Genomic DNA, 22,256 nt, shown 5'->3' on the forward strand with positions numbered 1-22,256 from the left:
GCATCGTTTGATCAGGTCCAGCTGTTCCAGGTCGTAGGCCCCTACCCACCCGTGCCGGGTCTCGGTCCGCAGCCGGAGACGGACATCGAAGTACGGGGCTGTGGCCGGCGCGTGCCGGTCCCGGTGCGAGGCCACACCGCCACGGCTCCGTTCCTTCGTCATCCCGCAGCTCCGACAAACGAGACGCCTTGATGCGAAGAGGCTTTGATCGTGCGTCCCGGACGGATCTGGCGCCGTACCGACGTGCGCGACCTTCTCGCAGCCAGGACAGCACACGAGAACCGACGTGAGGAAGTCGTCCTTCGTGCTGCGAGGGCCCCGAACCGGTGGTGCGCGGAGACCGAGCTCATCGAACCAGTATGCGACCCGGCACCGAAACCTCCTACGGGTCAGAGATCAAGCCAGGGCCGTGACAGGGCCTCCTGGACGGCGTCGATGCCGAAGGCCAGGTCCGCGTGGAAACTTTGGTGGAGGTCGAAGTCCCGGGTCATGTCGACGTAGTAGCCGTCCGGCAGGGTCGACTCGGCACGCGAGAGGTCGCTGTTCAGTTCGTCGAGCTGGAGGATCATCCGGTGGGTTTCGCTCAGGGACTGCGTGAGGGCCTCGGCGAGCGAGCCGCCGGACTGGGGGGAGGTGTCCGCGCCGGGCCGGTGCGACGCGCGCAGCGCCGCCCGCACCGCCGCGCGCCGGAACTGGACCAGGGCGAGGGACGCTTCGATCCCGTCGTAGGAGACCTCGTTCGTCCAGGGGTCGTCATGGGCGAGGCCCGCCGCCAGGAAGCCGACGCGGCGCGGGACGTCGAGGTCCTTCACCGCGTCGAGGTCCTTCACCGCGTCGAACATCGGCGCGGCGAGCGCGGCGTCCTGTGCCAGTGCGACCGCGAACGCCTGGGCGTCCTCCCTCCGGAACTCGTCCCTGGTGGCCCGTCTCCCGGACCTCTCGGCCTCCCGCCGGAATCGCTCCACCTGAAGGGCGAGCACCGCTCCGAGCCGTACGGCCGCCAGCTCGACCGCGGGAAACCCGCCGAGCGCAGCCTCGCGGCCCCGCGCGTCGCGCCGGGCGAGGCCGGCCGCGTACGCCCGTACCCCGGATGGCGCGGGCTCGGCGAACGAGTGCAGCACTGGTGCGCCGAAGGGCGGCACGGGGAGCGAAGGGCCGAGGTTCCACAGCGGCGGTACGGGGGCGCGGCGAGCGGTGGTTCCGTCTGCGCCAATGGAGCCGCTCACCTCGTCCAGTCCGGCCCGCAGGTCGAGTACGGGATCCAGCGCGGCTGCCAGCTCGCCCAGCAGCTCCGCGAACCTGACGTCTGCCTCCGCGGTCCCCTCGGCCTCCCCCGGCGCCTCGGCACCCCTGGCCTGCCGTACCCCCGTCTCCGCTTCGAGCAGCTTGCCGACGTGGCGCAGGGTGCGGTGCACCTTCGGCATCGGCAGGCCCAGCTCGTACCCGATCGCTCCCGGCGCACAGCCGGCCAACCGAAACGCAATGACGTTGAGTTGGCGCTCGTTCAACTCCCTCAGCGGGGCGAGCGCCACCACCGTCCGGGCCTGCACCAGGGCATCGGCGCTGCCCTTCCCCAGGAGGACGGGCACCGTCCCGCGCGCTGGGCGGAGCGCTCCGACACCTCCACCGACGGTCATCCGGCACGTCCAGGACCGCAGCGCCTGCGCGGTGACCACGGGGGTCCTGGTGTCCTTCGCGGCCCCGACCGCGTTCGCGACCAGCAGGTCCATCCACCGCCGGGCCACTGTCATCGAGTCCTGGGCGAGTCGCGCCGCCTCCACCAGGTCCGCGCCCCGCAGCAGCGACAGGGCGACGAGCGGCCCCGCATGCGCCCGGTAGTAGTCCCCGAACCCGACCCCGCTGACGGACACCGCATCCGCCGGATCTGCCGCCATATCCCAACTCACCTTCCTTTGCTGCCACTTGCCACTTCCAACGGAGTTCAAGGTAGGGGGTCGACGCGGGGTGGCGGAAACTGCCCCGCCCCTGGAGCGAGGGCGGGGCGGTTGCGTGGGCGGTGTGCGGCACAGCGAGACCCAGGTCAGACCACCGGGGACGGGTGGGCCGGGTTCTCGAGGCCCGAGACGTGCTGGACCACGCGGATGACCTGGCAGGAGTAGCCGAAATCGTTATCGCCCACCAGGCCGCATCCACTTCGTGGGCATCCTCATCCGGACCCGACGCCGACCGAAGAGACAGGACCCAGGACGTTTCCTTCAGGTCATCTCGCGGACCAGGTGAAGATGGCGGCGATGTGGAGTCCGGCCGGGTAGAGGGTGGCGGTCTTGTCGTATCGGGTGGCCGGACCGCGCCACTGCTTGAGCATGTCGATGCGCCGTTCGACGGTGTTGCGCTGCTTGTATGCCTCGCGGCCGAAGGCCGGCGGACGGCCGCCGAGTCGGCTGCGCCGTTTGCGGCTGGCGACCTGGCCGGGCGTGAGCACGAAGGCGAGCGGCGGACAGCGGCTGTCTGCGGCGAGGTGGACCTTCGCGGTCAGTCCGCCGCGGGACCGGCCGAGAGCAGGGACGTCCGGCTCGCCGGCCGGGGCCCCTTTTGACGGGCGCCGACGGCGTGCTGGTGAGCCCGGACGACGGTGGAGCCGACCGCGACGACCCGGTCGAGGTCTCCCTCGGCGTCGGCCTGGGCGAGCAGCGCGGTGAAGACCTTCTCCCACGTGCCGTCGGCGGCCCGTTTCCGCAGCCGGTTGTGGGAGCCCTTTCAGGAACCGAAGTGCTCCGGAAGGTTTATCCACGGGGTGCCGGTGCGGTACTTGAACGCGATCGCGTCGATCACCTGCCGGTGATGACGCCACCGGCCGCCCCCCCTTCGGTGTCCGGTCCGGCAGCAGCGGCTCGATCCTCGCCCGCTGGTGTCAGTCAACGACACACATCAACCAACGATCAGATGATCCGAAGGAGGCGGCCTAGTGACCCTTCACGCCCAAGCACAGTCATCACATCTGGCCGACACCTCTCCCACCAGGTAACGGCAGGCCGGTAACCGGCCGTGATCCACTTCGCTCCAGCCCGCCTGAAGAACGGACAGCAGGCGTGGCCCTCCCGCTCCCCGGGGGGATCCCCGCAGGTCGTAGCGGGCGCTGTCCGACTTCGCGACGTCCCAGGATGGCTCTCGGAGCGTGGACAGGCAGGTCTCCGGTGTCGGCAGGGGACGTTTGCCTGGACGATATCGGCGCAGACGTTGGACTGACACGGTCTTTATGTGACGAAGTGGAGAGGCATCATGGGCATCATCGCGTGGATCCTCATCGGTCTGATCGCCGGCGCCATCGCCAAGGCTCTGATGCCGGGCAAGGACCCCGGCGGCATCATCATCACGATGCTCATCGGCATCGCCGGCGGCCTGCTCGGCGGCTGGCTCGGCAAGGTCATCTTCGGCGTCGACTCCGTCGACGGCTTCTTCGAGATTTCCACCTGGATCGCCGCGATCGTCGGTTCCGTCATCCTCCTCGCCCTCTACCGCCTGGTCACCGGCAACCGACACTCGCACCGCCACGCGTAACCCACCGAAGGCAACAGCCGCCCACAGCCCCCGACGGCTCCTCTCCTGTTTCAACGGGACGGGAGCCGCCGGCATGTAAGCCCGCCCGTTCACTCCGGCGAAACGTCCGGGCTCGCGCGCGAGCCCCCTCCCTTGCCTACCGACCCCACCCGCCCCGATATGAGCCGATCTTCGGCGAACTCGTTCTGCCGGCGCGCGGTCGTCTGCAAGGTCCATGAAGTTCTCCACCACCACGACGAGCTGGCGAGCCAGCTCCACCAGGCTCGCCGGGGCGATCAATTCAAGCTCTGCCTGTTTCTGTGACAGCTCCAGGTACGCAGTCCGGATGCCGCCTCCGCCCACGGTCAGGCCGGTCGGGGGGAACGGGATGCTGCCGACCGGGGCGGTGACCGGCGACGTGGGTGCAGCGGCACCGTGGGCCCACGCGTTCCAGGGATCGCTCGTCACTCCCTTTCCCGCTTTCCCACCCACCCCTGCTACGTCCTGTCCATTATCCATAACCCTCCGTGTTCGAGGGTGGGTCTTGGGGAGGTTTCATGAGGGATGGTCAGACGGCGCGCTGGGTACTGGCCTTCGACGCTTCGTGCGGGAAGTGCACGACGATGTCGAAAGCGGTCAGCGAGGCGTGCGGGGGCAAGCTGGAAATCCTCCCGCTGACCCACCCCCAGGTGCGGCAGTGGCGCGAGCAGAGCCAGGGCGCCACCGCTCCGTGGGCCCCCACCCTGCTCCGTGCTGGGGAGGAGTCCGTAGGTGCGTGGACCGGCCTGGCGATGGCCTGGCCGCTGGTACGCCGACTCGGCCCGCGCTCCACCAGCCGCGTCCTGCGCGCGCTGGGGCGGCTGCGCCTGAACCCCCAGCCCCAGCAGAGTGCGCCCGCCGGTGCGGGAGTGGACCGCAAGCGGTTGCTCCAGCTCGGCGCGGGCCTGATCGTGGCAGCGGGCGTCACCTTCGCCGGCCGAACCCCCGCCATCGCCGGCGAGCAGCGCGCAGGATCCCGCCTGGTCGAGGACTACGACTGCACCGGCAAGCCCGACGGCAACTACATCCACCCCTACGACTGCACCAAGTTCATGGGCTGCGTCGCCGGGCAGTACGCCTACGAACGCAACTGCGCCGACTTCCACCCCAACCCCGACAACTGCCCCACCGGCCGCCTCCACTACGACGCCGCCTCCGACGCGTGCCTGTGGTCCTACGAAGCCGGCTGCGTCACCGAGCAGGCCCCGCGATGACCCCGGCACCGGCAGGACCCTGAACAGTTGCCGCGGGCAGGTTCCGTGCGCCGACCGATGTTCTGCCGCATCGTCGCGGCACGGGCGTGTTCGCGCTCGTCTCCTACCGATGGGGCCCCGGACCTCCCCTGATCCGGGGCCCACTGATGTTCGGGCAGGGGTCAGCTGGGCTGGTCGCCGGTGTAGCGGAAGATCTCACCGCCGGCGTTGACGTGCCACACGGTGCCGTCGGCGCCGGCGGCGATGTCGGAGGCGGTGCCGGAGATCTTGATCCACGGGTTGGTGCCGCTGGCGTCGTTGTTGGTGTACCGGTAGATGCCGCCGGCGGGGTCGACGCCCCACACGTTGGTCCGGGAGCCCACCGCGATCCGCTTCAGGCTGCCGGGGACGTCCGCCCACGGGTCCGAGGGGTCCTGGTCGCCGGTGTACCGGTAGACCCGGTTGTTGCTGTTGACACCCCACACCGTGCCGTCCGCCGCCGCCCCGATGTCACTCAGCCCTCCCGGGATCTTGATCCAGGGGTTGGCGTCGTGGTTGGTGTACCGGTAGACGCCCCCGGCGGAGTCCACGCCCCACACGTTCGTCCGCGAGCCCGCGTCGATGCGGACCAGGCTCCCGTTGATGCCCACCCAGTTCGTCGAGCCCTGGTCCCCGGTGTACCGGTAGATCTGGTTGCCGCTGTTGACACCCCACACCGTGCCGTCGGCGGCGGCACCGATGTCACTCAGCCCTCCCGGGATGTTGATCCACGGGCTGCCGTCGTAGTTGGTGTAGCGGTAAATCGCGCTCGCCGCGTTCACACCCCACACCGTGGTCCTGGACCCCGCCGAGATCGCACTCAGCCCGCCCGCGACCTTCACCCAATCCGCCACGCCAAAAGCCCTTCCTCGAACCAGCAGTGTCACCATCCTCGCCAATGAGATGAGTGGATAAAGCAGGTGAATACTTGTTCTGATAGCGAACAAGTCATAAATCAGTGTTTGCGTACCTGACTGCCTTGCATGGCAACGGAGAGATCAGCTCGGCCATGCAAATCTCGGCCGGAAGCGGTGTCCCACCCAGGGAGGATCGACACGCACACCGGCCTGTGCGTCCTCGGAAGAAGCAGCGGCCTGTAAGCGGACGGCCGGGAAGCCATCGGCAGGCGGAACCTCCGTCGCCGTCGCCCGCTGCGAGCGCGTTGGCGTACAGAGCACGTTTGTCTGGCCTGGAGAGCGCACTGCCCCATTGCGATCTCGTTGCTGCCTCTGTCGACGTGCCGCACCCGGCCGATGCGGAATCTGCCGGACGTGGCGGCCTGGCCGTATGCGCGCAGACCCGTCACTCCTCCAGGGGGAGCTGGTCGCCGGTGGCGCCGACCTCAAGAGAGGGGTAGTCGGGGTGGTCCAGGCGGTGGTGGACGTAGATCTGATCTGCCCACGGCAGGTCGAGTGGCGTGAACGCCCGCAGGCCCAAGACCCGGCCGGTCGGCCGGTCCGGATAAGCCGCGTTGAAGTCCGCGATCGCGGCGGCCTCGCCGATCTGCTCGATGGTGCCCGGCAGGTCGTCGAGGTAGCAGGTGACCCGCGGCAGCAGACGCTCGTGCTCCGGTCCCCGGAACAGGTCGAGGGCGGTCACGGTCGAAGAGTAGTAGTCCAGGTCGAGGCTGACGAAGCCGACCGGGTGCTCACGCAGCAGGTCCGCGCGGGAGTGGAGGTAGTGGGGCAGGGTTTCGGTGAGGTCGCCGACCACCAGCTCCGCCGCGCCCAGACGGGCTCTGAGGCGGTCTTCGTCCATGGTGTAGAAGCCGGCACCGAACAGGTAGGGCAGATCGCGCGGGTCCTTGGCCGGGGGCATGCCCAGGCCGCTGTCGAAACCGACCACCCGCACCGCAACACCGGTGGCCGTGCTGTAGTAGCGGGCGTGCTCGGCCAGGGCCAGGAGCCCGTTGCCGCCGGCCACCCCGAACTCGACCACAGTGACGCCCTGATGTCCCAAGCGGGCGGCGAGCTCGGTGGCCCGACGCACCCCGTACGCGTAGTGCGCCCGCTCGCGACCAACCCGAACCGGTACGCCGCATCCATGCTGACCCCGACAGGCGCCTGAGCAGCCGATTGCGCGCCGCGTGCCGGTGCCGGTCTTCGACCACTCCCACACCACATCGGCCACACCACCGGCCGGCCTGCGACCGGAGGAAAGATCCTTCTGGGCAGTGGTCGGTATGCCTTTGCGCACCACAGCACTCCTCCGGGACGACGGACAAGATCGGTCCGTCACAACCTCCTCACCCTCACCTCGCTCCCAATCGGGCAAGATCCAACCAGCGCGGACCGACCCGTGCCTCGGGGCTCGGCCCCGCAAGACAGAGGCGCCTGCGCTGCTACACCACCGCCCCGTCGACGCGATGCCCGACGAACGCCCGAGGGTCGACCGGGAGCAGCTGCGCACGGTGGAGAAGGGCCGGCGCTCCCCGCTCGCCGCGCTGGCGAAGCAGGCCGCCTTGGCCTGATCCGGGCCGCTGCTCGTCGACGCCGCCTCTCCCCGTGTCCGGCGGGAGGGGCGGCGTCGCCGTGTGGGGTCAGCCGCGGCGGCGGAACAGACCGCGGAGCTTGCCCGGCTCCCGGCCGTGGTCGTGCTCCGGCTCCGGCGGTGCGGCGGCCTGGACGCGGGCGGCCTCGGCGCCGGCTTCCTTGCAGGCGACGTCGTCGGCGTGGCAGGCGCCGCACACCGACAGGTCCCCGGCCGTACAGGCAGTCCTGTGCGCGGTGGTCTCCTCCCAGCGCCGGTCGGTGAACTTCCTCCCGCTCCGCTTGCACACCGGCCGCCGCGCCTCCCGCTCCGCCTTCCGGCGCCGGTACCGCTGCCACTGCACCGCGTACAGCCGGTCGCCGTTCAGTTGTCCAACGCCTCACTCAGCGTCTGCCACTCATCGCGCCCGAGCCTGCGCCACGCCTTCCCCGCGACCTCGCCCACTTCCAGTTCCGCTGACACCGCCCCCCGACCTGCCCACCCCCCTGTAGCCATCCCGAGTCCAACCGAACGAGACCCTTGGGAAGGGGTCGTCAGCGGGATCAGCCACGTGAGGCTTGGCGGGAGGTCTCAGTCTCGCCGAACCGTCCCCGAGATCCGGACAGCCGCTCCTTTGCCATGCTGGACGGCTGGGGGGCGTGAGCACAACATCCAAGCGCAACTGGAGCCGCACCTGCCGCACGCCCTCGGCCCGGGGGGCAGGGCCGCCACCCGCTGGCGTCAGCGAAGTCGTCCCCCCTGCCGATCAAGTGGCCGCCCGCCTGCGCAAAGGCTCAGGCGAGCGACCGTCTGCGTTCAGCGAAGAGCGGTACCTAGACGGGCTCGGTGCACATGACGTAGAGGTCGATGTTGGAGCTCTGCAGGTTGTCGCTGCCCTGGGCCCACCAGCCGTCGCGCGAGCCGGTCTCGGCCGCCTTGGCGGGGCGGCTGGAGATGAGGCTGGCCGCAGGCCCGTTGGCCGACGCACCGCCACCGGCGACGACGGTCCCGGCGGGGCACTTGAGCAGGCCACCGTAGGGACTTTCGGAGGTGGTGTTGTAGTGGGTGACGGTCAGGGCGTAGACGGGGTCGGTGCAAACCGCGTGGACCACGGCGGTGGCCGTCTCCCATCCGGCGGTGCCGAGTGCCCACTGGGTGGGCTGGGCGGTGCCGCTGACCGGGGTGGGATGCGACTTGCTCAGCCAGGCGTCGGTATCGTTGACCTCGCCGCCTCCGCCCAGGGCTACCTTCCCGGCCGGACACGACAATGTGGTCCGCTTGTCGTTGGGGGCTGGCATGGTGGCGCTCTGAATGACCTGGTAGCCGTTGGGCGGGTAGGCGCAGACAGCGTAGGTGGTCAGGGTCATGCCGGGAGGGACAGTCTTGTAAGCGGACGCCCTCCAGCCGACGGGCTGGCCGCCCTCGATCAGCGGGGCGCTGCTGACGAGCTGGATGTCGTGGCCCCAGGGGGTGTGACCGAAGCTGGCTTCGGCGCCTCCGCCGATCGGGACCTTGCGCTGCGGGCAGCGGACACTCTGGGTCTGCAGATCGTTGACCCCGCCGCCCTGCTTGACGATCTCGACGCCGTAGATGCGCGACGCCGCAGTGGTGGCACCGTCCGCGGGTGTCGCTGCTTGCGAGACCGGCGTCCCCGGGCCGGCCGAAGCCATCAGCGTCCCGGCTACCACCCCCAGGGCGGCCGCAGCGACCCGGGCCCTCTTCGAAATGCGCATGAGACCTCTCTCGACGAACCCGCATGGGTAACTTTCAGCGATTTTGACATCACTTAGCGTGGCCTGATGTCGTTGTGGCGGCGCTCCTGCGGCTCGGAGTGAAAATCGCTGGCGGCATCCCCGCTGGAAGGGGCCCCCGGGGGCCAGCGCCCTCCTGGCAGCCTGCCGCAAGAAGCGAAAAGATCATCCGATCAGACGGACGTGATTCCGCCACCGAGCAGGATTTTCCCGGACTGTGGCGGGGTGTTCCCGCAGGCCCCGGATCGGCCACACGGCGTCCAGCCACAGCCGGAGTTGGGTGACGTCGTGGCGGTTGCCACCGGTAGGCATGACGGCGGTTCCGCGGCGGTCGACCGTCACGGAGATGCACTGAGCCAGCTCCCCCCGAAGCGGCCTCGCCTCCCAGCAGGGCCCTTCGGCATGTCCGGGCACGTCTTGGGCGAGCGCACGCGGTGTCCCGGGCCAGGCCGCGCAGCAGGATGGCTCCGGGCGGTGACCGGGGAGCGGACCGGGCTGTCGGGGCCGGTCCGTGCTCGCCTGAGCCGGACTGGACCGTGGTGGTGAAGGCCGCCCCGGGCCCATCAGAGATCCAGAACCTCTAATTGAGCCTTTTCCAACCTGAAGCACCTGCCAGTCGGAGGACCCCGCGGCAGCTCCCCGGAGGCGCCGGTCACCTGGTGAAGACCTGGCCAGGAGCCCGTGCTGGACTCGGGTAGCCGATCAACGACAGTGCGGATGCCAGGTTGGAAAAGGCTCAATCTCAATACTCATCTGGCCGCAGGGCTGAAGCGGTACGAGGCCGAGCACGACTGGCTCACCACCATCCGGCTCCCGCCGTATGCACCCGACCTCAATCCCGTCGAGGCCGTCTGGTCACTCGTCCGCAGGGCGATGGCCAACACCGCCTTCGAAACTCCCGAGGACCTCGACCGCAAGCTCCGCAGAGAGTTACGCAAGATCCAGCTCCGACCCCACCTGATCGACGGCTGCCTCACCGCCACCAGCCTGCCCCTCGCGCCACCGACCCCACCCTGAAAACCTCAGTAAAACGCCGCACAGGGTGCAGGCGCATCACCACGCCGGGAACTCCAGGCCCGCGGCGGCAGGCCGCCGACACTGTCCGGTTCAGTGAGTCGGGCGCAGGCCGTCGAGGGTGACGGCGACCAGACGGGCCACCGCGGTCTGGGAAGTAAGGGCGGCCGCTGCGGTCAGGGCGTGGAGGCAGTACTGCGCGAGTTCGGCCGGCGGGACGTCCGAGCGCAGGTCACCAGCGTCGGCCGCTTCGGCGAGGAGGTGCTGGAGCATGCCGGTCAGGTGCCGCTCGGCGTGGGTGACGTGTTCGCCTTGGTGCAGGAGCGCGGCGAGTTCGCCGCCGTGCCGCTGCCCGGCGATGCCCGCGAACGCCTCCAGCATCGCCCTCAGGCGCTCCACGGCGCTGCCGGTCTGGTCGCGGAGGCCCGCGAGCTGCTGGAGGTGGGAGCCGACCTGGCGCTCATGCCAGGCCAGCAGGACCGCTTCGACGTCGGAGAAGTACTTGTAGAGCGTGGCCCGCCCGATCCCGGTCTGCTCGGCGATCTGGGACATGGTCACCGACCGCAGACCGCCCTGGGCCACCAGCTTCGCGGTGGTGTCCAGGATCGCCTCGCGCACGGCGGCGCGGTGCGCGTCGATCGTCTCGTTCCACAGCTTCGGCACCCACCCAGGATACGGACGTCCACAGGGCATACACTCGGTTTCTGGTAGAGACACAGTGTCTCGAAAAAATGGGGGGAAGGTGTCATGGCAGGCTCACCGGACCATCACGACGACGGCGAGGGGGCGCCGCGCTGGGTGAAGGTCTCCGCGGCGGTCGCTGTCGTTCTGGTCGTGGTGTTCGTGATCGTGCACCTGGCCGGCGGCGGCATGGCGGGGCACGCGCCGTGAGCCCGTTCCCGCCGCGGCTCCGCAAGCTGACGCTCACGCTGCACGTCACCTCCTCGGTCGGCTGGCTGGGCGCGGTCACCGCCTTCCTCGCCCTCGCCGTCGCTGGCCTGACCAGCAGCTCATCCCAGACGGTGCGGGGCGCCTATCTGGCCATGGACGTGGTGGGCTGGTACGTGATCGTCCCATTCAGCGTTGCCTGCCTGCTGACCGGCCTGGTGCAGTCGCTGGGAACGGTGTGGGGGCTGCTGCGGCACTACTGGGTGATCGCGAAGCTGCTGATCACCGTGGTCGCGACGCTTCTGCTGCTGGTCCACATGCAACCGGTCGGCCACCTCGCGGATGCGGCCGCCCGGGCTGCCCTCGCGGGCGGCGAGCTTCAGGGCATGCGACTCCAGCTGATCGCGGACGCGGCCGCCGCCCTGCTGGTGCTCCTGACGGCGACCGCCCTGTCGGTGTTCAAGCCGCGCGGGGTGACCCGCTACGGACGCCGCCGCCAGCGCGAGCAGATGCCCCAACCGCGCTGAACCGTGTTCAGCGTCTCGGTCAGCCTCTCCAAGCGAGCGAGCCCGGCCGCACCTTCACGGTGCGGCCGGGCGCGCTCGTACCGTGGGGCTGGGGTCAGTGGTAGGCGTGGACGACGGCGTGGCCCTTGCCTCGGCCGATCATCCACTTGTTGACCGGTGTCGTGATCACGAAGGCCACGGCGAAGCCGCCCAGCAGCGCCGTCCAGAACAGCGCGTCCGACAGGTGCGCGTCCATCGCCCCGGGCGTCAGGGCGATGATGCCGTTGTCGACAAGCTCCATCACCGCGATCGAGACGGTGTCCGCGGCCAGCGCCACCTTGATCGCGCTCTTCCAGTCCAGGCCGGCCCGGCGGACCGCGAACAGGGTGAAGGAGTAGCCGAAGACGAACGCCAGGGTGATGGCCAGGACCATCGTCTGGACGTTGCCCCACATCAGGGCAGTGCCGATGACCATGCCGAGGATCTCGCCGACCGCACATCCGGTCAGGCAGTGCAGCGTCGCCTTCGCGGCCGCCCCCCAGGTCACCGGGCCCATCTGATGCCCGGAGTGACCCGCGTGCGCCTGGTGCGCCGTGTGGTCCGGTGCGATGTCGGTGTGGTGTGCGCTGTGATCCATGACCGTCATCCCCAATCCCGTCCAGTGTGACCCCGCTCCCGCGGACTCACACCGCAACCGTATACCCCCCTGGGGTATTCCGCGAGGGGTCGTGAGCGCCGTGGAAAGCGGAGAGGTGTGCGGCACTTACCGCCGTTGCACCACCTGGTGCATCGGCGTCTGGTGCCAGAAGGCAAAACGAAGGCCCCGGGGGTCACGATGTCCAGGGGAATCCACTTCCCTGACCTCCCAGCTCCACGACGAGCGAAGTGGCATGTCTCGCCCAGCTTCGCCAGGACGGTGCCGGTGCGGATTCCGCTTCTACGCGGTTCTGGGAGCTGACGACTTCCCGGCCCGCCTATTGGGCCAGGTCGAGATCGGTGTCGTCGGTGGACGGTGCTTCTCCTGCCCGAAGGGCCGCCGCCCTTCGGCGCGGGTCATATGCCGGTCCGACGCCTTCGATCAGCAGCAGGTCCCCGTCGATGTGGTCGGCCCGCAGGTGCTGGATCTCCTGGTATGCGGGTGACCGGTACCAGGCGCGTGCGACGGCCAGGTCGGGGAACTCGATCAGGACCATGCTGCCGGGCCAGGTCCCTTCCACCACCTCGGCGGGCGGACCGTGGACGATGAAGCGGCCGCAGAACGGGTCAAGGGTGGCCTGGATGCGTTCCAGGTACTCCAGGATGTCGGGGTGGTGGCGCCGCTCGCGCAGATGCGCGAAGCCGTAAGCGGGCATATCGGGTTCCTCTGCCGGTCGGTCCGTGTCCCCGTGCGGGACGACGCGGTGACCGTAGCCACCGGGCGCATCCGGTGGCCATTACCCCCGAGGTAATCGATCTCGGTCGGGGGTCCGGTCAGGGTGGGGGCATCAGGGCGGCACGGGGTCGTCGTGAAGAAGACGGAGCGGGGTGGGTGGATGTTCACGCACAGGCGCAGGGCGTGGGGGATCTCGTGGGTGGCTGCCGGAGTGGCGGTGGCCGTCTCGGCCACGGCCTGGCCCGGCGCAGCGGCGGCGGAGGCCTCGGGGACGGACTGCCCGGAGGCGCGGGCCGGCATCGAGCGGCTCGAAGGACGTATCACGCCCAACGTCTGCGCCTTCCTGCAGCGGCAACTCGCCTTCGGCGCGATGCCGACCGGCGAACCGCCGCTGCCCGGGGACAAGGCGCTGCAGCATCCCCGGGTCGCGGCCTACCTCGACATCTTCGACCCGGCCGCAACCCTCTGGGAAGCGGGCGGCCCTCCCAAGAGCGATCACCGCGTTATCGGCGCCGCCATCGGCGGCTCCCTAAACATGGTCCCCGACCTGCACTACACCGGCACCGACGTCGTAGCCGACGGCGGCGTGGTGATGTTCGGCCAGTGGAACACGGCCACCGTCAAGGGCCACAAGGTCGCCTACCCGCAGATCGCACGCAATGTCCTGGGCGACGACGGCAAGACCATCCAGGCCCGTCGCTACTACGACCGTCACGTGCTGGTACGCGACACGCTGCCCGACGCTCCCAGGGGCCTGTTCGACGGCATCGCGGACAGCGGCAGGCCTCCCGCCCCCGGCCTGGGCCGCGCGAGCATGACGACGGCCGCGCTGCCGGACCGCCTGGCCGCCTGGAACACGGGGAACACCGATGCACTGCTGCGCCGGATGAGCGGCGCGCGGCTGGCCGGGCCGGGGCTGGCCGAGCCCCTGGCGACGCAGGCTGGCAAGCGGGACTACCTCCGACGCCTCTTCGATAGGGCCGATCTCGAACTCAAGGCCGGTCAGGTTGGGTTCGGCAGGACCACCACCTACGTTGAGTGGTACGGCACGGTCACCAGGAAGCAGTCGGCCTCCGCCGGGGAGAAGGGCGTCGCCGTTCCGTTTGGGATCGTGGAGCGCTTCGGGCCCGACGGTGCGTGGGAGTTGTACTTCGACACGCTTCCGATCCTGGCCGACCAGGAGACGATCAGCGGGCTCTTCGCGCGGCTGACCGCCCCGTAGTCCATCATCCAGAGCGGGCGGCACCCTGTCGGGGGTGCCCCTACCTGACCGTCAACCGGCTCAAGGACTTCCGAGCCATCGCCACGCGCTACGACAAGAGGGCCTACGTCTTCCACGGGACGGTCACCGTGGCCGCGATCCGCCTCTGGCTCCGCCCGGCATGAAACGCCCCGTTCAGAGGTCCTTGGCGCCCGGGTAGTGGTGGCGAAGTTCGCTGAGTACGCGCTCGTCGACAGCCCTGACGTCCCACAAGGAGCTGTCGAATTCGGTCAGGACGACCACCAGCTTGTCCTCGGCGAACCCACGTGCTTCGGCGTCGATCAACTGAAGAAAGGGGGTCGTCAACGACAGAAGTGCCAACGTGTCCATGCCTGCGTCGGCGGACCTTCTCTCCATCTCGACACAGCGAGGATCGACGACCTCGTCGAACTCGACGCGCCACGTCAGGTCCAGGCCGAAGCTGCCGAGGCGGACCAGCAGCTCAGCCAGGGTCACGTAGTGCTTTCCGTGCCAGGCAGGAAACGTGATTCCCTTCATCCCCGCCTCTGCTTCGGCTGTGTCGCGTGACATGCGCCCCCCTTCGTGCAGCGAAACACTAGGCCACCGCCCTGACCAGCTCACACGACCCATCGGACAGGCCCTAGACGGTGTACTTCTCGTGCGGGATGCCGCGCTCCCACACCGCCTCGAACGCGGCTGTGCACAGCGCGGCCGCGGCCGGGTCGGTGGTGCGCTCCTTGCCGTCCGGTGCCCAGTCGCCGGTGCCGGTGAAGTGGTGGAACTGCACGATGCGCCCGTCCAGGAGCCAGAAGTCGTTGCCGGGCAGCGGGATGTCGCTCGCCTGGCGGCGGGGCAGCCAGCGCACGTCCTCTCCGGCCTGTAGGTTGAGCGGGGTGATGGCGTGCTCGTAGCGGATGTGGTCGGTGACCGGCTCGGACACGATCCGCGCGCGGCGCATCACCACGCCACGGGCGACCGCGCCCTTGACGAGCGGCATCCACTGGGGCCAGCACGAGCGGGCCGGGTCGAGGTTCGGGACGCCGGTCCGCAGGAAGGACTCGAAGTCGTCGGCTTCGTCGCCCACCGCGTAGACGTCGCGCATCTCCAGGTGGACCGCCGTGTGAGGGGTATCGGCGAGCAGCTCAGCGAACGTCGCGGTGTTCAGCGCTTGCGCGTTCAGCGGCATCGCACGCCTCCCTCAGAATCGACACCATGCGAGCCGGAATCCGGATCACCCGCTCGTGCGGGGGAATCCCGGCCCTGTGGCCGGCTACCCACTCGGTGGAGCCGACCACGGCCTTCAGGAGCTCCTCGGCTTCCTCGCCCTGGAAGACCAGGTCCGCGCTCTCCTCTTCCACCCACACCGTGGGCGATCCCTCGCCTCCGGTGTTCGGGTCGATCCCGACGAACCGTAACGTCATGGCACTCCCCCCTGCGACGTGGTTGCGCATAGTTGCGCGCACCGACCGTCCCGCAGCACAGAGAGCCGGTCGAGAGGACCGCGAAGCTGGAGGGCTGGCCCACGGGGGACGCGGTGCGGGCCAGCCTCCCAGGTCAGTACCTGTCGGCGGGACGTGTGGCCAGTGCTGTACGCAGGCGCGCGGCGATGGGCTGGAACTGCTGGACGAAGCTGGGGTCCTTCATCTGGTCGGGCTCGGGCAGCTGCTTGTGCGGGAGGGACGGGCGCCCCGCGAGCGACCAGCCCAAGGGGCGCAGTCCGACCCTGCCTCCACTCCACCGCGGATGACGCGCGCGTGAGCGAGTCCGTGGCCGGACCCATGCACCAGCCACCCACAGTGGAACGATCAACACGCGGCAAGGTCACCACTCTGCCCCGATGGAAAGCGAACAATGCCTCTTCCCGGCGGAGAGGGCGTGTCAGACCCCTGTGGCACGGTGGTTCCCGAGGCGGGAGAGCCGTCCTCGACGGATCCCGGAGAAGACCCCGGAGAACCCAGGGAGCAGCACGTGAACGACACCGCCGGCGCCCCCGCCGCCCGCCGCCGCGCGGCGCGCGGACGGCCCTCGGACCTCGCCCTGATCACGGCCTGGTGGCAGGGGCTCGGCGGCGACGGGTTCCTCGTGCTCCCGCCGCCGAACCGGGGCCGCTACACGCAGTCCGACGGCCACGAGGACGCCGCCGAGGTCCACGCGGAGCGCGGGCTCACCGGCCCCGTCTCCTTCGCGTACTGGCACTGGCAGTCCCACGGGCGGGCCTTCGGCCGTTCCAGCGCACTGAAGGGCGAACTGCTGCTGCACTGGGGCGGCGACCACGCCACCGTCGCCGCCGGGCTCGGTGAGGGGCCGGCCGGTTTCCGGGTCGTGGACGGCGGTCCTCAGGGCGCCTTCCGGCTGGACCGGATCACCGACCGGGACGAGGCGGGACTGCCCGATCCCGCTGACCCTGACGGCGTACGGCAGTTCCTCGACGCGCTCGACGAGCCGGTGGACCGCAGCGTTTCCCCGCTCCGGTACCGGCCCTTGTCCCCGGTCGAGGCCGCCTGGCTCCACGAACGGCTGGACGACCCCCAGGACCTCGCCGCCGCGACCCGGTTCGCGGTCTCGCTGGAGCGCAGGGACGGGCTCACGCCCGACGAGACGGAGCGGCTGCTGCGCGCCTGGCGTGCGGAGTACGCAGGGCGGCTCACGGCGTGGGGCGCCTGGACGGAGCTGCTCCACGCGCTGCTGCGCCACGGCCACGCGGAGGCGTGGGGGACGGTCGACGCCCTCGGCGTCGGCGACCCCCGGGTGGCCGCCGTCGTGTCCCGCATGCCGTCGGAGCGGGGCCTGGCCGTCGTGCGGGAGGCCGCGCTCGCGGGCCATCGTGCCCCGGTGCACGCCTGGCTCGCGCTGCACCGGTCGCTCAGCGAGCCCGACGCGGTACGGGCCGCGGCGGCCCTCGCGGCGGAACTGGCCGCGCATGACGTGCCGGAGACCTCGCTGCACGGGCTGTACGGCGCGCTGATCGAGGCCGTCACCGCCGACTGGCGCCGGGAGACGGGGGCGGGCTACCACGCCGGCCGGTCGTACGCCGGGCTCGCGGCGGTCCGCTTCGCCACCGACGACAGACTGCCGCGGGTGCTGCGCGTCCTCGCCGCGGACGCGGCCCGCGAACAGGTGGAGCACATCCGGGAGGAGGCGCTCCGGCCCGACCAGACCGACCTCGACGGGGTCGGCACCGCCGACGTACTGGCCGCCGTGGACCGTTACGAGGCCGCCCGGAGCGGACTCCTGTCCGGTACCGGCCCCGAACTCACCGGCTCCGAGACCAAGCTCGCCGACGTGTGGCACCGGTACCGGACGCTCACCGACGTCGACGTGCGCTGGCTGCGGGACCGGGTGGCCGACCCGACGACCGGCCTGCAGGGGCTCGGGTTCTGCCTCGAACTCCTCGTCGCCCACGGTCTGGCCACCGCGTCCGACGTCGAGGCCCTGCTGCCGCGCCGGCTGAAGGACCTCACCAAGAAGTACCGGACCACGTACACCGAATGGCGCCACCCGCTCGTCACCCTGACCTGTCTCGCCCTCGACCTGGACCACCCGGCCGCGGGGAAACTGGTCTCCTGGTGGAACGCGGCCCGGCCGCTGTGGAAGGACGAACTGCGGCTCCTCACCCACCTCGGCGCCCCCGACGAGGCCAAGGCCGCCGAACTGTGGGACTTCGTCACCTCGCCCGCCCACGACGTGGGCCAGCTGATGACCTGGGTGCTGGTCCGGGCCCGCCTCGACGGGGAGCACCCGCTGCTCGTCGCCGACCGGCTGATCGGCAACCCGGACATCCGCGAGTACGTGCTGCGCAGGGTGCTGATCGGCGTGGCGGACCCCGAACAGCCGCTGTGGCACTACGCCGTCGACCCGAGAAGCGTGTGCTGGTGGCGGCGCGCCCAGGAGGTCGCCGAGCACCCCGGCCTCTCCCCTGAGGCCCGTGCCGTCGGCCTGAGCGTCGCCCGCGAGCACTACCTCATCCGCTACCCGGACCAGGTGAGCCCCGCACCGACGGAGGCGGACCGCGCGAAGGCCGTGGCCTGGCTCGCCCAGCAGGACACCCCGAAGCCCTAGAAGACTCATGAAGATCTTGGGTTCTGGCCCTGCCGCGTCAGCGGCAGGGCCAGACTCGTCATGTGGCGATGGGTGAGTGGGTCGGCGAGACGATCGGGCCGGATGTGTGGGAGACCTGCCGGGGTCTGATCCCGGCAGGAAGTGTGTTCGCGTTCCTGGCCGAGCATCGTGGCGAGTTGTTTCCGGCGGTGATGTTCGCGGACGTGTATCCGTCGGCGAACGGACGGCCGAGCATGCCGCCGCAGATCCTGGCCGCCGCGATCACCTTGCAGGCCCTGCACGGACTGTCGGACTGTCGGACTGTCGGACTTCGAGACGGTGCAGGAACTGCGGTGCGATCTGCGATGGAAGGCCGCATGCGGGCTGGGCCTTCATGACATGGCCTTCGACCCGTCGCTGCTGGCCTACCTCCGCCGTCAGCCGGCCCGTTCCGCCCGTCCGAACCGCATCTTCGAGGCCGTGCGCGAGGTCGTGAAGGCCACCAGGGTCCCCAGAGGTCGTTTTCTTCTGCAGTATCCGTGTATGAGTTGATTCTTGAGGCTCTGGACGGTGGTGCGGGTGAGGCCATGGAGGCCAGAGGTCTCTGCGGGTGTTTTTATCGGGGTGAAGTAGAGCCACGACTTCGGTGAGTTCTGGAGCCAGTTGGTGTGATGGTGTGGAACATGCCGCTTTCGGAGTAATCGCAGTGGGTTGCGCTGGTTGGCCGTCACGCTGTGCCTGTTGATCACGGTCCAGGTCAGGGAGACCGCTGGTGCACAGGTCACGTGAGTGGCTGTTCGAGAGGATCCGCCAAGCTCATCGCGAGCAGGAACTGTCGGGGCGGGAGCTCGCCGTACGGTTCAAGGTGTCGCGGAACACGGTGCGGAAGGCGTTGGAGTCGCCAGTGCCGCCGAAACGGAAGTCCCCGCCGCCACGGCCGAGCGTACTGGAGCCGGTGAAGAGCTTCATCGACGCGATGCTGCGTGAGAACCTGGACGCGCCAGCGAAGCAGAAGCGCACGATTCCGCGGATCATGGAGCGTCTGGCGGCGGAGCACGATTTCGAGCTGGCCCGCCAGACCACGGTCTGGGAGTACGTATCCAAGCGGCGGCCGCAGATCCGGGCGGAAGCTCTGGAGGGACGCCGGCACCTGGACGGGATGGTGCCGCAGGCAAAGAGGCCGGGCGAGGAGGCGGAGGTCGACTTCGCGGACTTCTGGCTGGACCTGGCCGGGCAGCGACGCAAGTGCGTGCTGTTCACGCTGCGGCTGTCCTACTCGGGCAAGGCGGTGCACCGGGTCTACGCGACCGCGTCCCAGGAGGCGTTCCTGGAAGGACACGTGGAGGCGTTCACGGTGCTGGGCGGGGTGCCGTCGGTCCACATCCGCTACGACAACCTCAAGCCCGCGGTCAAGCAAGTGCTGTTCGGACGTTCCCGGCTGGAGTCGGCCAGGTGGGCGTCGTTCAAGTCCTGGTATCAGTTCTCGGCGTTCTACTGCGCGCCTGGCGAAGACGGCGCCCATGAGAAGGGCGGGGTGAAGCACGAGGGCGGCCGGTTCCGCCGCAAGCACTTGGTCCCGCCGCCTGAGGTGGACTCTTTGGCGGAGCTGAACGAGCGGCTGGCCGCGATCGACGTCGCGGAGGACGCCCGGCACATCCATGGCCGGCCCACCTCGATCGGGTTCGACTTCGAGGCCGAGCGCGAGCGGCTGCGGCCGCTGCCGGCGGACGACTACGATTGCGGGATCGACCTGACGCCGACGGTCGCGCGGAACTCCCGGATCACGGTGAGGCAGTGCTACTACTCGGTGCCGGCGAAATTCATCGGCACGAAGGTGCGCGTCAAGCTGCGGGCGAACGAGTTGTGGGTGTTCGAAGGGCGCAAGGTCGTCGCCCGCCACCCAAGGCTGACCAGGTGTCGGCGTACACGTGAACGTCCCCACCCGCGTACGGATGAAAAGGGACAGTTGTTGATGCGTTGAGACCTGCTGCTCGGCACTCTGCTGCTTGGTCGGTGAGAGGCGGCGGAAGGCGGTCGACGATGGTCCTGGATCCGCATCGATGGTGGGAACTGCGGCGCTTCCGGAGTCTGTTGGAGCCCGGGGCGATCAGCCTCTCGGAGGTGGCCCGGGAGACCGGGCTGGACCGGAAGACGGTCCGCAAGTATCTGTCGGCACCAGGTCCGGCGACCCCGCCGCGCCGGTCGCCGAACGGGCGGTCGAAGGCGAGGGTGATCGACGAGTTCGCGCCGCTGGTCGATTCGATGCTCCGGGCGGAGATCCTGATGAAGGCCGCCGTGATCCACGGGCGGCTGACCGCGGAGTACGGTTTCACCGGCAACTACCAGAGGGTCAAGCTCTACGTTCAGGAAGCCCGGCCTCGGATCGCCGAGGAACTCGGCATCACGCTGAAGGAACTCGCCGGCATGCACCGCCGGTTCGAGGTCATCCCCGGCGCCCAGGCCCAGGTCGACTAGGGCGACGAGGGCAAGATCCTCGCCCACATGGGCATCGGGAAGGTCTACTCCTTCCACATGACGCTGTCGTACTCGCGCGACCCGTTCTGCTGCTTCACCACCAGCCAGGACCTCCAGACGTTCTTCGACTGCCACCGCCGGGCCTTCGCCCACTTCGGCGGCGTCCCGATGACGATCGTCTACGACCGCACGAAGACCGTCGTCCGCCGCCACGTCGCTCCGGGCGAGGCGGTCCCGCTGCACCCGGAAGCGGTCGGGTTCGCCGGCCACTACGACTTCGACATCGACGTCCTGGCCGCCTACCGGCCCACAGGCAAGGGACGCGTCGAACGGCAGGTCCTCATCGTCCGTGACCACGTCCTGTCCGGCCGGTCCTTCTCCTCCGTCGAGGAGATGGACGCCGCCTTCGCCGCATGGGTGCCCCAGCGACGGGCTCAGGCCCACAGGACTCACCAGCAGATCATCGGAGAGCGGGCGGCCCGTGACCACATGGCCCTCAAACCGCTGCCGGAGGCTCCGTATCTGGTGGCCGAGCGGCACCTGCGGCCGGTCGGCAAGGACTGCCTGGTCGCCTTCGGCGGCAACCTCTACTCGGTGCCCGCCCGCAGGGTCCGACCGCGTCAGCTGGTGGAAATCAGGGCCACGAATTCGCAGGTCATGCTGCACTCCACCATCGCGGGCAGCAGCGGCGAGACGCTGCTGGCCACCCATCCGCAGGCGATCGGCCGCGGGGTCCGCGTCGTCGGAGAGGCCCACTGGGACGGTCTGCCCACCGGCAAGGGACGCCGCACCACCACCGGCGAGGTCCTGCCACGACCTCGCCATGAACGTCCACTGGGCGAGGAGGCAGGGCCGTTGCAGGCTCTGCTGAACCGGGCCGCGGCCACCCGCGTCGAGGTCGGCCGCCGTCCGCTGTCGGTCTATGACGAGCTGACCGGCACCCGTCCCTTCACCACCCGTCCGAGCACGAGGGAAACGTCTTGAGCGAGCTGGTCTCCACCCGCATCCGCAACACGGCCGGCAAGCTCGGCCTGCCCCACCTGGCCGAAACGATCAACGAGTACACCCGGCGGGCCGACGAGGGGAAGATGGGCTACCTCGACTTCCTCGACTTGGTCCTCTCCGAGGAACCCGCCGTCCGCGACGACCGCCGCTTCCGCCAGGGCCTGCGGCTCTCCCGGCTGCCACACCACAAGACACTCGACGAGTACGACTTCTCCTTCCAGCCCGACCTCGACCCGCTCAAGGTCAAGGACCTGGCCACCCTCTCGTTCGTCGACGGCAAGGCGAACGCCGCCCTGCTCGGGCCGCCCGGGGTCGGCAAGACGCACATCGCCGTCGCTCTCGCGGTCGCGGCCTGCCGGGCCGGCTACTCGATCTACTTCACCAGCCTCGACGACATGGTCCGCAACCTCAAAACCGCCGAAGCCGCCGGCCGTCTGACGAACAAGCTCGGCACCTACCTGCGGCCCAGCGTCCTCGTGGTCGACGAGGTCGGCTACCAGCCCCTCGAACGAGCCGAGGCGAACCTGGTCTTCCAGGTCATCTCCAAGCGCTACGAGAAAGGCTCGATCATCCTGACCTCGAACAAGACCTTCAGCAAATAGGGCCAGGTCTTCGGCGACGAGGTCCTCGCCACCGCCATCCTCGACCGGCTCCTCCACCACTGCGAAGTGATCTCCATCAACGGCCCCAGCTACCGGCTCAAGAACCGCCTCAAGGCGATCGAGCGAGAGAACGACGTGGCCTGAC

General features: G+C 69.6%; 20 protein-coding genes and 6 pseudogenes. 12 read left to right on the forward strand and 14 right to left on the reverse strand.

Features of this window, described 5'->3' with window-relative positions; all coding sequences use genetic code 11:
- Positions 1 to 389 precede the first annotated feature (389 nt).
- Positions 390 to 1,895, reverse strand: a complete 1,506-nt coding sequence (locus tag ACFWUY_RS33965; RefSeq protein WP_384118948.1) for a hypothetical protein — start codon at positions 1,893 to 1,895, stop codon at positions 390 to 392.
- 326 nt (positions 1,896 to 2,221) lie between these two features.
- Positions 2,222 to 2,857: pseudogene (locus ACFWUY_RS33970) on the reverse strand (IS5 family transposase).
- A gap of 383 nt (positions 2,858 to 3,240) precedes the next feature.
- Between ACFWUY_RS33970 and ACFWUY_RS33975 the strand changes: the two are divergent.
- Entirely contained in the window at positions 3,241 to 3,519 is a 279-nt protein-coding gene (locus ACFWUY_RS33975; protein WP_384119022.1) for a GlsB/YeaQ/YmgE family stress response membrane protein, read from the forward strand.
- Positions 3,520 to 4,055: 536 nt separating this feature from the next.
- The gene (locus tag ACFWUY_RS33980) at positions 4,056 to 4,751 is read left to right on the forward strand and encodes a chitin binding peritrophin-A domain-containing protein (RefSeq protein ID WP_384118950.1); all 696 of its coding nucleotides are present in this window, start codon (positions 4,056 to 4,058) and stop codon (positions 4,749 to 4,751) included.
- A 161-nt stretch (positions 4,752 to 4,912) separates the two neighbouring features.
- Here ACFWUY_RS33980 and ACFWUY_RS33985 read toward each other — a convergent pair whose 3' ends face one another.
- From ACFWUY_RS33985 to ACFWUY_RS34005, 5 genes and pseudogenes are all read right to left on the reverse strand, one after another.
- A complete protein-coding gene (locus ACFWUY_RS33985; protein ID WP_384118953.1) occupies positions 4,913 to 5,623 on the reverse strand; it encodes a tectonin domain-containing protein in 711 nt (236 codons plus the stop codon).
- A 448-nt stretch (positions 5,624 to 6,071) separates the two neighbouring features.
- Positions 6,072 to 6,758 (reverse strand): hypothetical protein, encoded by a 687-nt coding sequence (locus tag ACFWUY_RS33990; protein ID WP_384118954.1) that lies wholly within the window; start codon positions 6,756 to 6,758, stop codon positions 6,072 to 6,074.
- A gap of 550 nt (positions 6,759 to 7,308) precedes the next feature.
- Positions 7,309 to 7,602, reverse strand: coding sequence for a hypothetical protein (locus ACFWUY_RS33995; protein ID WP_384118955.1), 294 nt, complete (start codon positions 7,600 to 7,602; stop codon positions 7,309 to 7,311).
- Between the two features lie 469 nt (positions 7,603 to 8,071).
- Entirely contained in the window at positions 8,072 to 8,971 is a 900-nt protein-coding gene (locus ACFWUY_RS34000; RefSeq protein ID WP_384118957.1) for a hypothetical protein, read from the reverse strand.
- A 213-nt stretch (positions 8,972 to 9,184) separates the two neighbouring features.
- Positions 9,185 to 9,325, reverse strand: a pseudogene (locus ACFWUY_RS34005) (IS5/IS1182 family transposase); the annotation flags it as partial.
- Between the two features lie 381 nt (positions 9,326 to 9,706).
- Here ACFWUY_RS34005 and ACFWUY_RS34010 point away from each other — a divergent pair.
- Positions 9,707 to 10,006, forward strand: coding sequence for a transposase (locus tag ACFWUY_RS34010; RefSeq protein WP_384118959.1), 300 nt, complete (start codon positions 9,707 to 9,709; stop codon positions 10,004 to 10,006).
- A gap of 90 nt (positions 10,007 to 10,096) precedes the next feature.
- Here the strand turns inward: ACFWUY_RS34010 and ACFWUY_RS34015 are convergent, their stop codons facing one another.
- Positions 10,097 to 10,666 carry a TetR/AcrR family transcriptional regulator gene (locus tag ACFWUY_RS34015; protein WP_384118962.1) on the reverse strand — a complete coding sequence of 190 codons (570 nt, stop codon included), beginning with the start codon at positions 10,664 to 10,666 and terminating at the stop codon, positions 10,097 to 10,099.
- A gap of 84 nt (positions 10,667 to 10,750) precedes the next feature.
- Here ACFWUY_RS34015 and ACFWUY_RS34020 point away from each other — a divergent pair, with 84 nt between their 5' ends.
- The gene (locus tag ACFWUY_RS34020) at positions 10,751 to 10,894 is read left to right on the forward strand and encodes a hypothetical protein (RefSeq protein WP_384118964.1); all 144 of its coding nucleotides are present in this window, start codon (positions 10,751 to 10,753) and stop codon (positions 10,892 to 10,894) included.
- Complete coding sequence (locus ACFWUY_RS34025; protein WP_384118966.1) at positions 10,891 to 11,418, forward strand: hypothetical protein; 528 nt, start codon at positions 10,891 to 10,893, stop codon at positions 11,416 to 11,418. The genes ACFWUY_RS34020 and ACFWUY_RS34025 overlap by 4 nt, the downstream gene beginning before the upstream one ends.
- Positions 11,419 to 11,512: 94 nt before the next feature.
- Here the strand turns inward: ACFWUY_RS34025 and ACFWUY_RS34030 are convergent, their stop codons facing one another.
- Together ACFWUY_RS34030 and ACFWUY_RS34035 are read right to left on the reverse strand one after the other, a co-directional pair.
- Positions 11,513 to 12,034, reverse strand: coding sequence for a DUF4396 domain-containing protein (locus ACFWUY_RS34030; protein WP_384118968.1), 522 nt, complete (start codon positions 12,032 to 12,034; stop codon positions 11,513 to 11,515).
- A gap of 337 nt (positions 12,035 to 12,371) precedes the next feature.
- Complete coding sequence (locus ACFWUY_RS34035; protein ID WP_384118970.1) at positions 12,372 to 12,749, reverse strand: DUF1330 domain-containing protein; 378 nt, start codon at positions 12,747 to 12,749, stop codon at positions 12,372 to 12,374.
- A gap of 219 nt (positions 12,750 to 12,968) precedes the next feature.
- On the opposite strand from ACFWUY_RS34035, the gene ACFWUY_RS34040 reads away from it, so the two are divergent.
- Positions 12,969 to 13,991 carry a hypothetical protein gene (locus ACFWUY_RS34040; protein ID WP_384118972.1) on the forward strand — a complete coding sequence of 341 codons (1,023 nt, stop codon included), beginning with the start codon at positions 12,969 to 12,971 and terminating at the stop codon, positions 13,989 to 13,991.
- Between the two features lie 53 nt (positions 13,992 to 14,044).
- Positions 14,045 to 14,155, forward strand: a pseudogene (locus ACFWUY_RS34045) (IS5/IS1182 family transposase); the annotation flags it as partial.
- Positions 14,156 to 14,165: 10 nt separating this feature from the next.
- Here ACFWUY_RS34045 and ACFWUY_RS34050 read toward each other — a convergent pair.
- From ACFWUY_RS34050 to ACFWUY_RS34065, 4 genes are all read right to left on the reverse strand, one after another.
- Positions 14,166 to 14,561, reverse strand: coding sequence for a hypothetical protein (locus tag ACFWUY_RS34050; RefSeq protein WP_384118974.1), 396 nt, complete (start codon positions 14,559 to 14,561; stop codon positions 14,166 to 14,168).
- A gap of 70 nt (positions 14,562 to 14,631) precedes the next feature.
- Positions 14,632 to 15,177 carry a DUF6879 family protein gene (locus tag ACFWUY_RS34055; RefSeq protein WP_384118976.1) on the reverse strand — a complete coding sequence of 182 codons (546 nt, stop codon included), beginning with the start codon at positions 15,175 to 15,177 and terminating at the stop codon, positions 14,632 to 14,634.
- Entirely contained in the window at positions 15,134 to 15,412 is a 279-nt protein-coding gene (locus ACFWUY_RS34060) for a hypothetical protein (protein WP_384118978.1), read from the reverse strand. Before ACFWUY_RS34060 ends, ACFWUY_RS34055 begins: the two co-directional genes overlap by 44 nt.
- A 133-nt stretch (positions 15,413 to 15,545) precedes the next feature.
- Positions 15,546 to 15,698 carry a hypothetical protein gene (locus ACFWUY_RS34065; protein WP_384118980.1) on the reverse strand — a complete coding sequence of 51 codons (153 nt, stop codon included), beginning with the start codon at positions 15,696 to 15,698 and terminating at the stop codon, positions 15,546 to 15,548.
- A gap of 261 nt (positions 15,699 to 15,959) precedes the next feature.
- Between ACFWUY_RS34065 and ACFWUY_RS34070 the strand changes: the two genes are divergently transcribed.
- The 5 genes and pseudogenes from ACFWUY_RS34070 to istB all read left to right on the forward strand — a co-directional run bounded on the left by ACFWUY_RS34070 (position 15,960) and on the right by istB (position 22,255).
- Positions 15,960 to 18,050, forward strand: coding sequence for a hypothetical protein (locus tag ACFWUY_RS34070; protein WP_384118982.1), 2,091 nt, complete (start codon positions 15,960 to 15,962; stop codon positions 18,048 to 18,050).
- 68 nt (positions 18,051 to 18,118) lie between these two features.
- Positions 18,119 to 18,539, forward strand: a pseudogene (locus tag ACFWUY_RS34075) (transposase); the annotation flags it as partial.
- 355 nt (positions 18,540 to 18,894) lie between these two features.
- The gene (gene istA / locus ACFWUY_RS34080; protein ID WP_384119025.1) at positions 18,895 to 20,010 is read left to right on the forward strand and encodes an IS21 family transposase; all 1,116 of its coding nucleotides are present in this window, start codon (positions 18,895 to 18,897) and stop codon (positions 20,008 to 20,010) included.
- 59 nt (positions 20,011 to 20,069) lie between these two features.
- A pseudogene (istA, locus tag ACFWUY_RS34085) lies at positions 20,070 to 21,488 on the forward strand (IS21 family transposase).
- Positions 21,485 to 22,255: pseudogene (gene istB, locus ACFWUY_RS34090) on the forward strand (IS21-like element helper ATPase IstB). The pseudogenes istA (ACFWUY_RS34085) and istB overlap by 4 nt, the downstream one beginning before the upstream one ends.
- The last annotated feature ends 1 nt before the right edge of the window (position 22,256 follow it).

Source organism: Streptomyces sp. NPDC058664, from assembly GCF_042716635.1.
GTDB lineage: Bacteria > Actinomycetota > Actinomycetes > Streptomycetales > Streptomycetaceae > Streptomyces.

Excerpts from the sequence above, each read along its gene's own strand:
- ACFWUY_RS34020 (WP_384118964.1), top strand. The coding sequence starts at position 10,751 with ATGGCAGGCTCACCGGACCATCACGACGACGGCGAGGGGGCGCCGCGC.
- ACFWUY_RS34030 (WP_384118968.1), bottom strand. The coding sequence starts at position 12,034 with ATGGATCACAGCGCACACCACACCGACATCGCACCGGACCACACGGCG.
- ACFWUY_RS33965 (WP_384118948.1), bottom strand. The coding sequence starts at position 1,895 with ATGGCGGCAGATCCGGCGGATGCGGTGTCCGTCAGCGGGGTCGGGTTC.
- ACFWUY_RS33975 (WP_384119022.1), top strand. The coding sequence starts at position 3,241 with ATGGGCATCATCGCGTGGATCCTCATCGGTCTGATCGCCGGCGCCATC.
- ACFWUY_RS33980 (WP_384118950.1), top strand. The coding sequence starts at position 4,056 with ATGAGGGATGGTCAGACGGCGCGCTGGGTACTGGCCTTCGACGCTTCG.
- ACFWUY_RS34000 (WP_384118957.1), bottom strand. The coding sequence starts at position 8,971 with ATGCGCATTTCGAAGAGGGCCCGGGTCGCTGCGGCCGCCCTGGGGGTG.
- ACFWUY_RS34060 (WP_384118978.1), bottom strand. The coding sequence starts at position 15,412 with ATGACGTTACGGTTCGTCGGGATCGACCCGAACACCGGAGGCGAGGGA.
- ACFWUY_RS34010 (WP_384118959.1), top strand. The coding sequence starts at position 9,707 with ATGCCAGGTTGGAAAAGGCTCAATCTCAATACTCATCTGGCCGCAGGG.
- ACFWUY_RS34050 (WP_384118974.1), bottom strand. The coding sequence starts at position 14,561 with ATGTCACGCGACACAGCCGAAGCAGAGGCGGGGATGAAGGGAATCACG.
- ACFWUY_RS34035 (WP_384118970.1), bottom strand. The coding sequence starts at position 12,749 with ATGCCCGCTTACGGCTTCGCGCATCTGCGCGAGCGGCGCCACCACCCC.
- ACFWUY_RS34055 (WP_384118976.1), bottom strand. The coding sequence starts at position 15,177 with ATGCCGCTGAACGCGCAAGCGCTGAACACCGCGACGTTCGCTGAGCTG.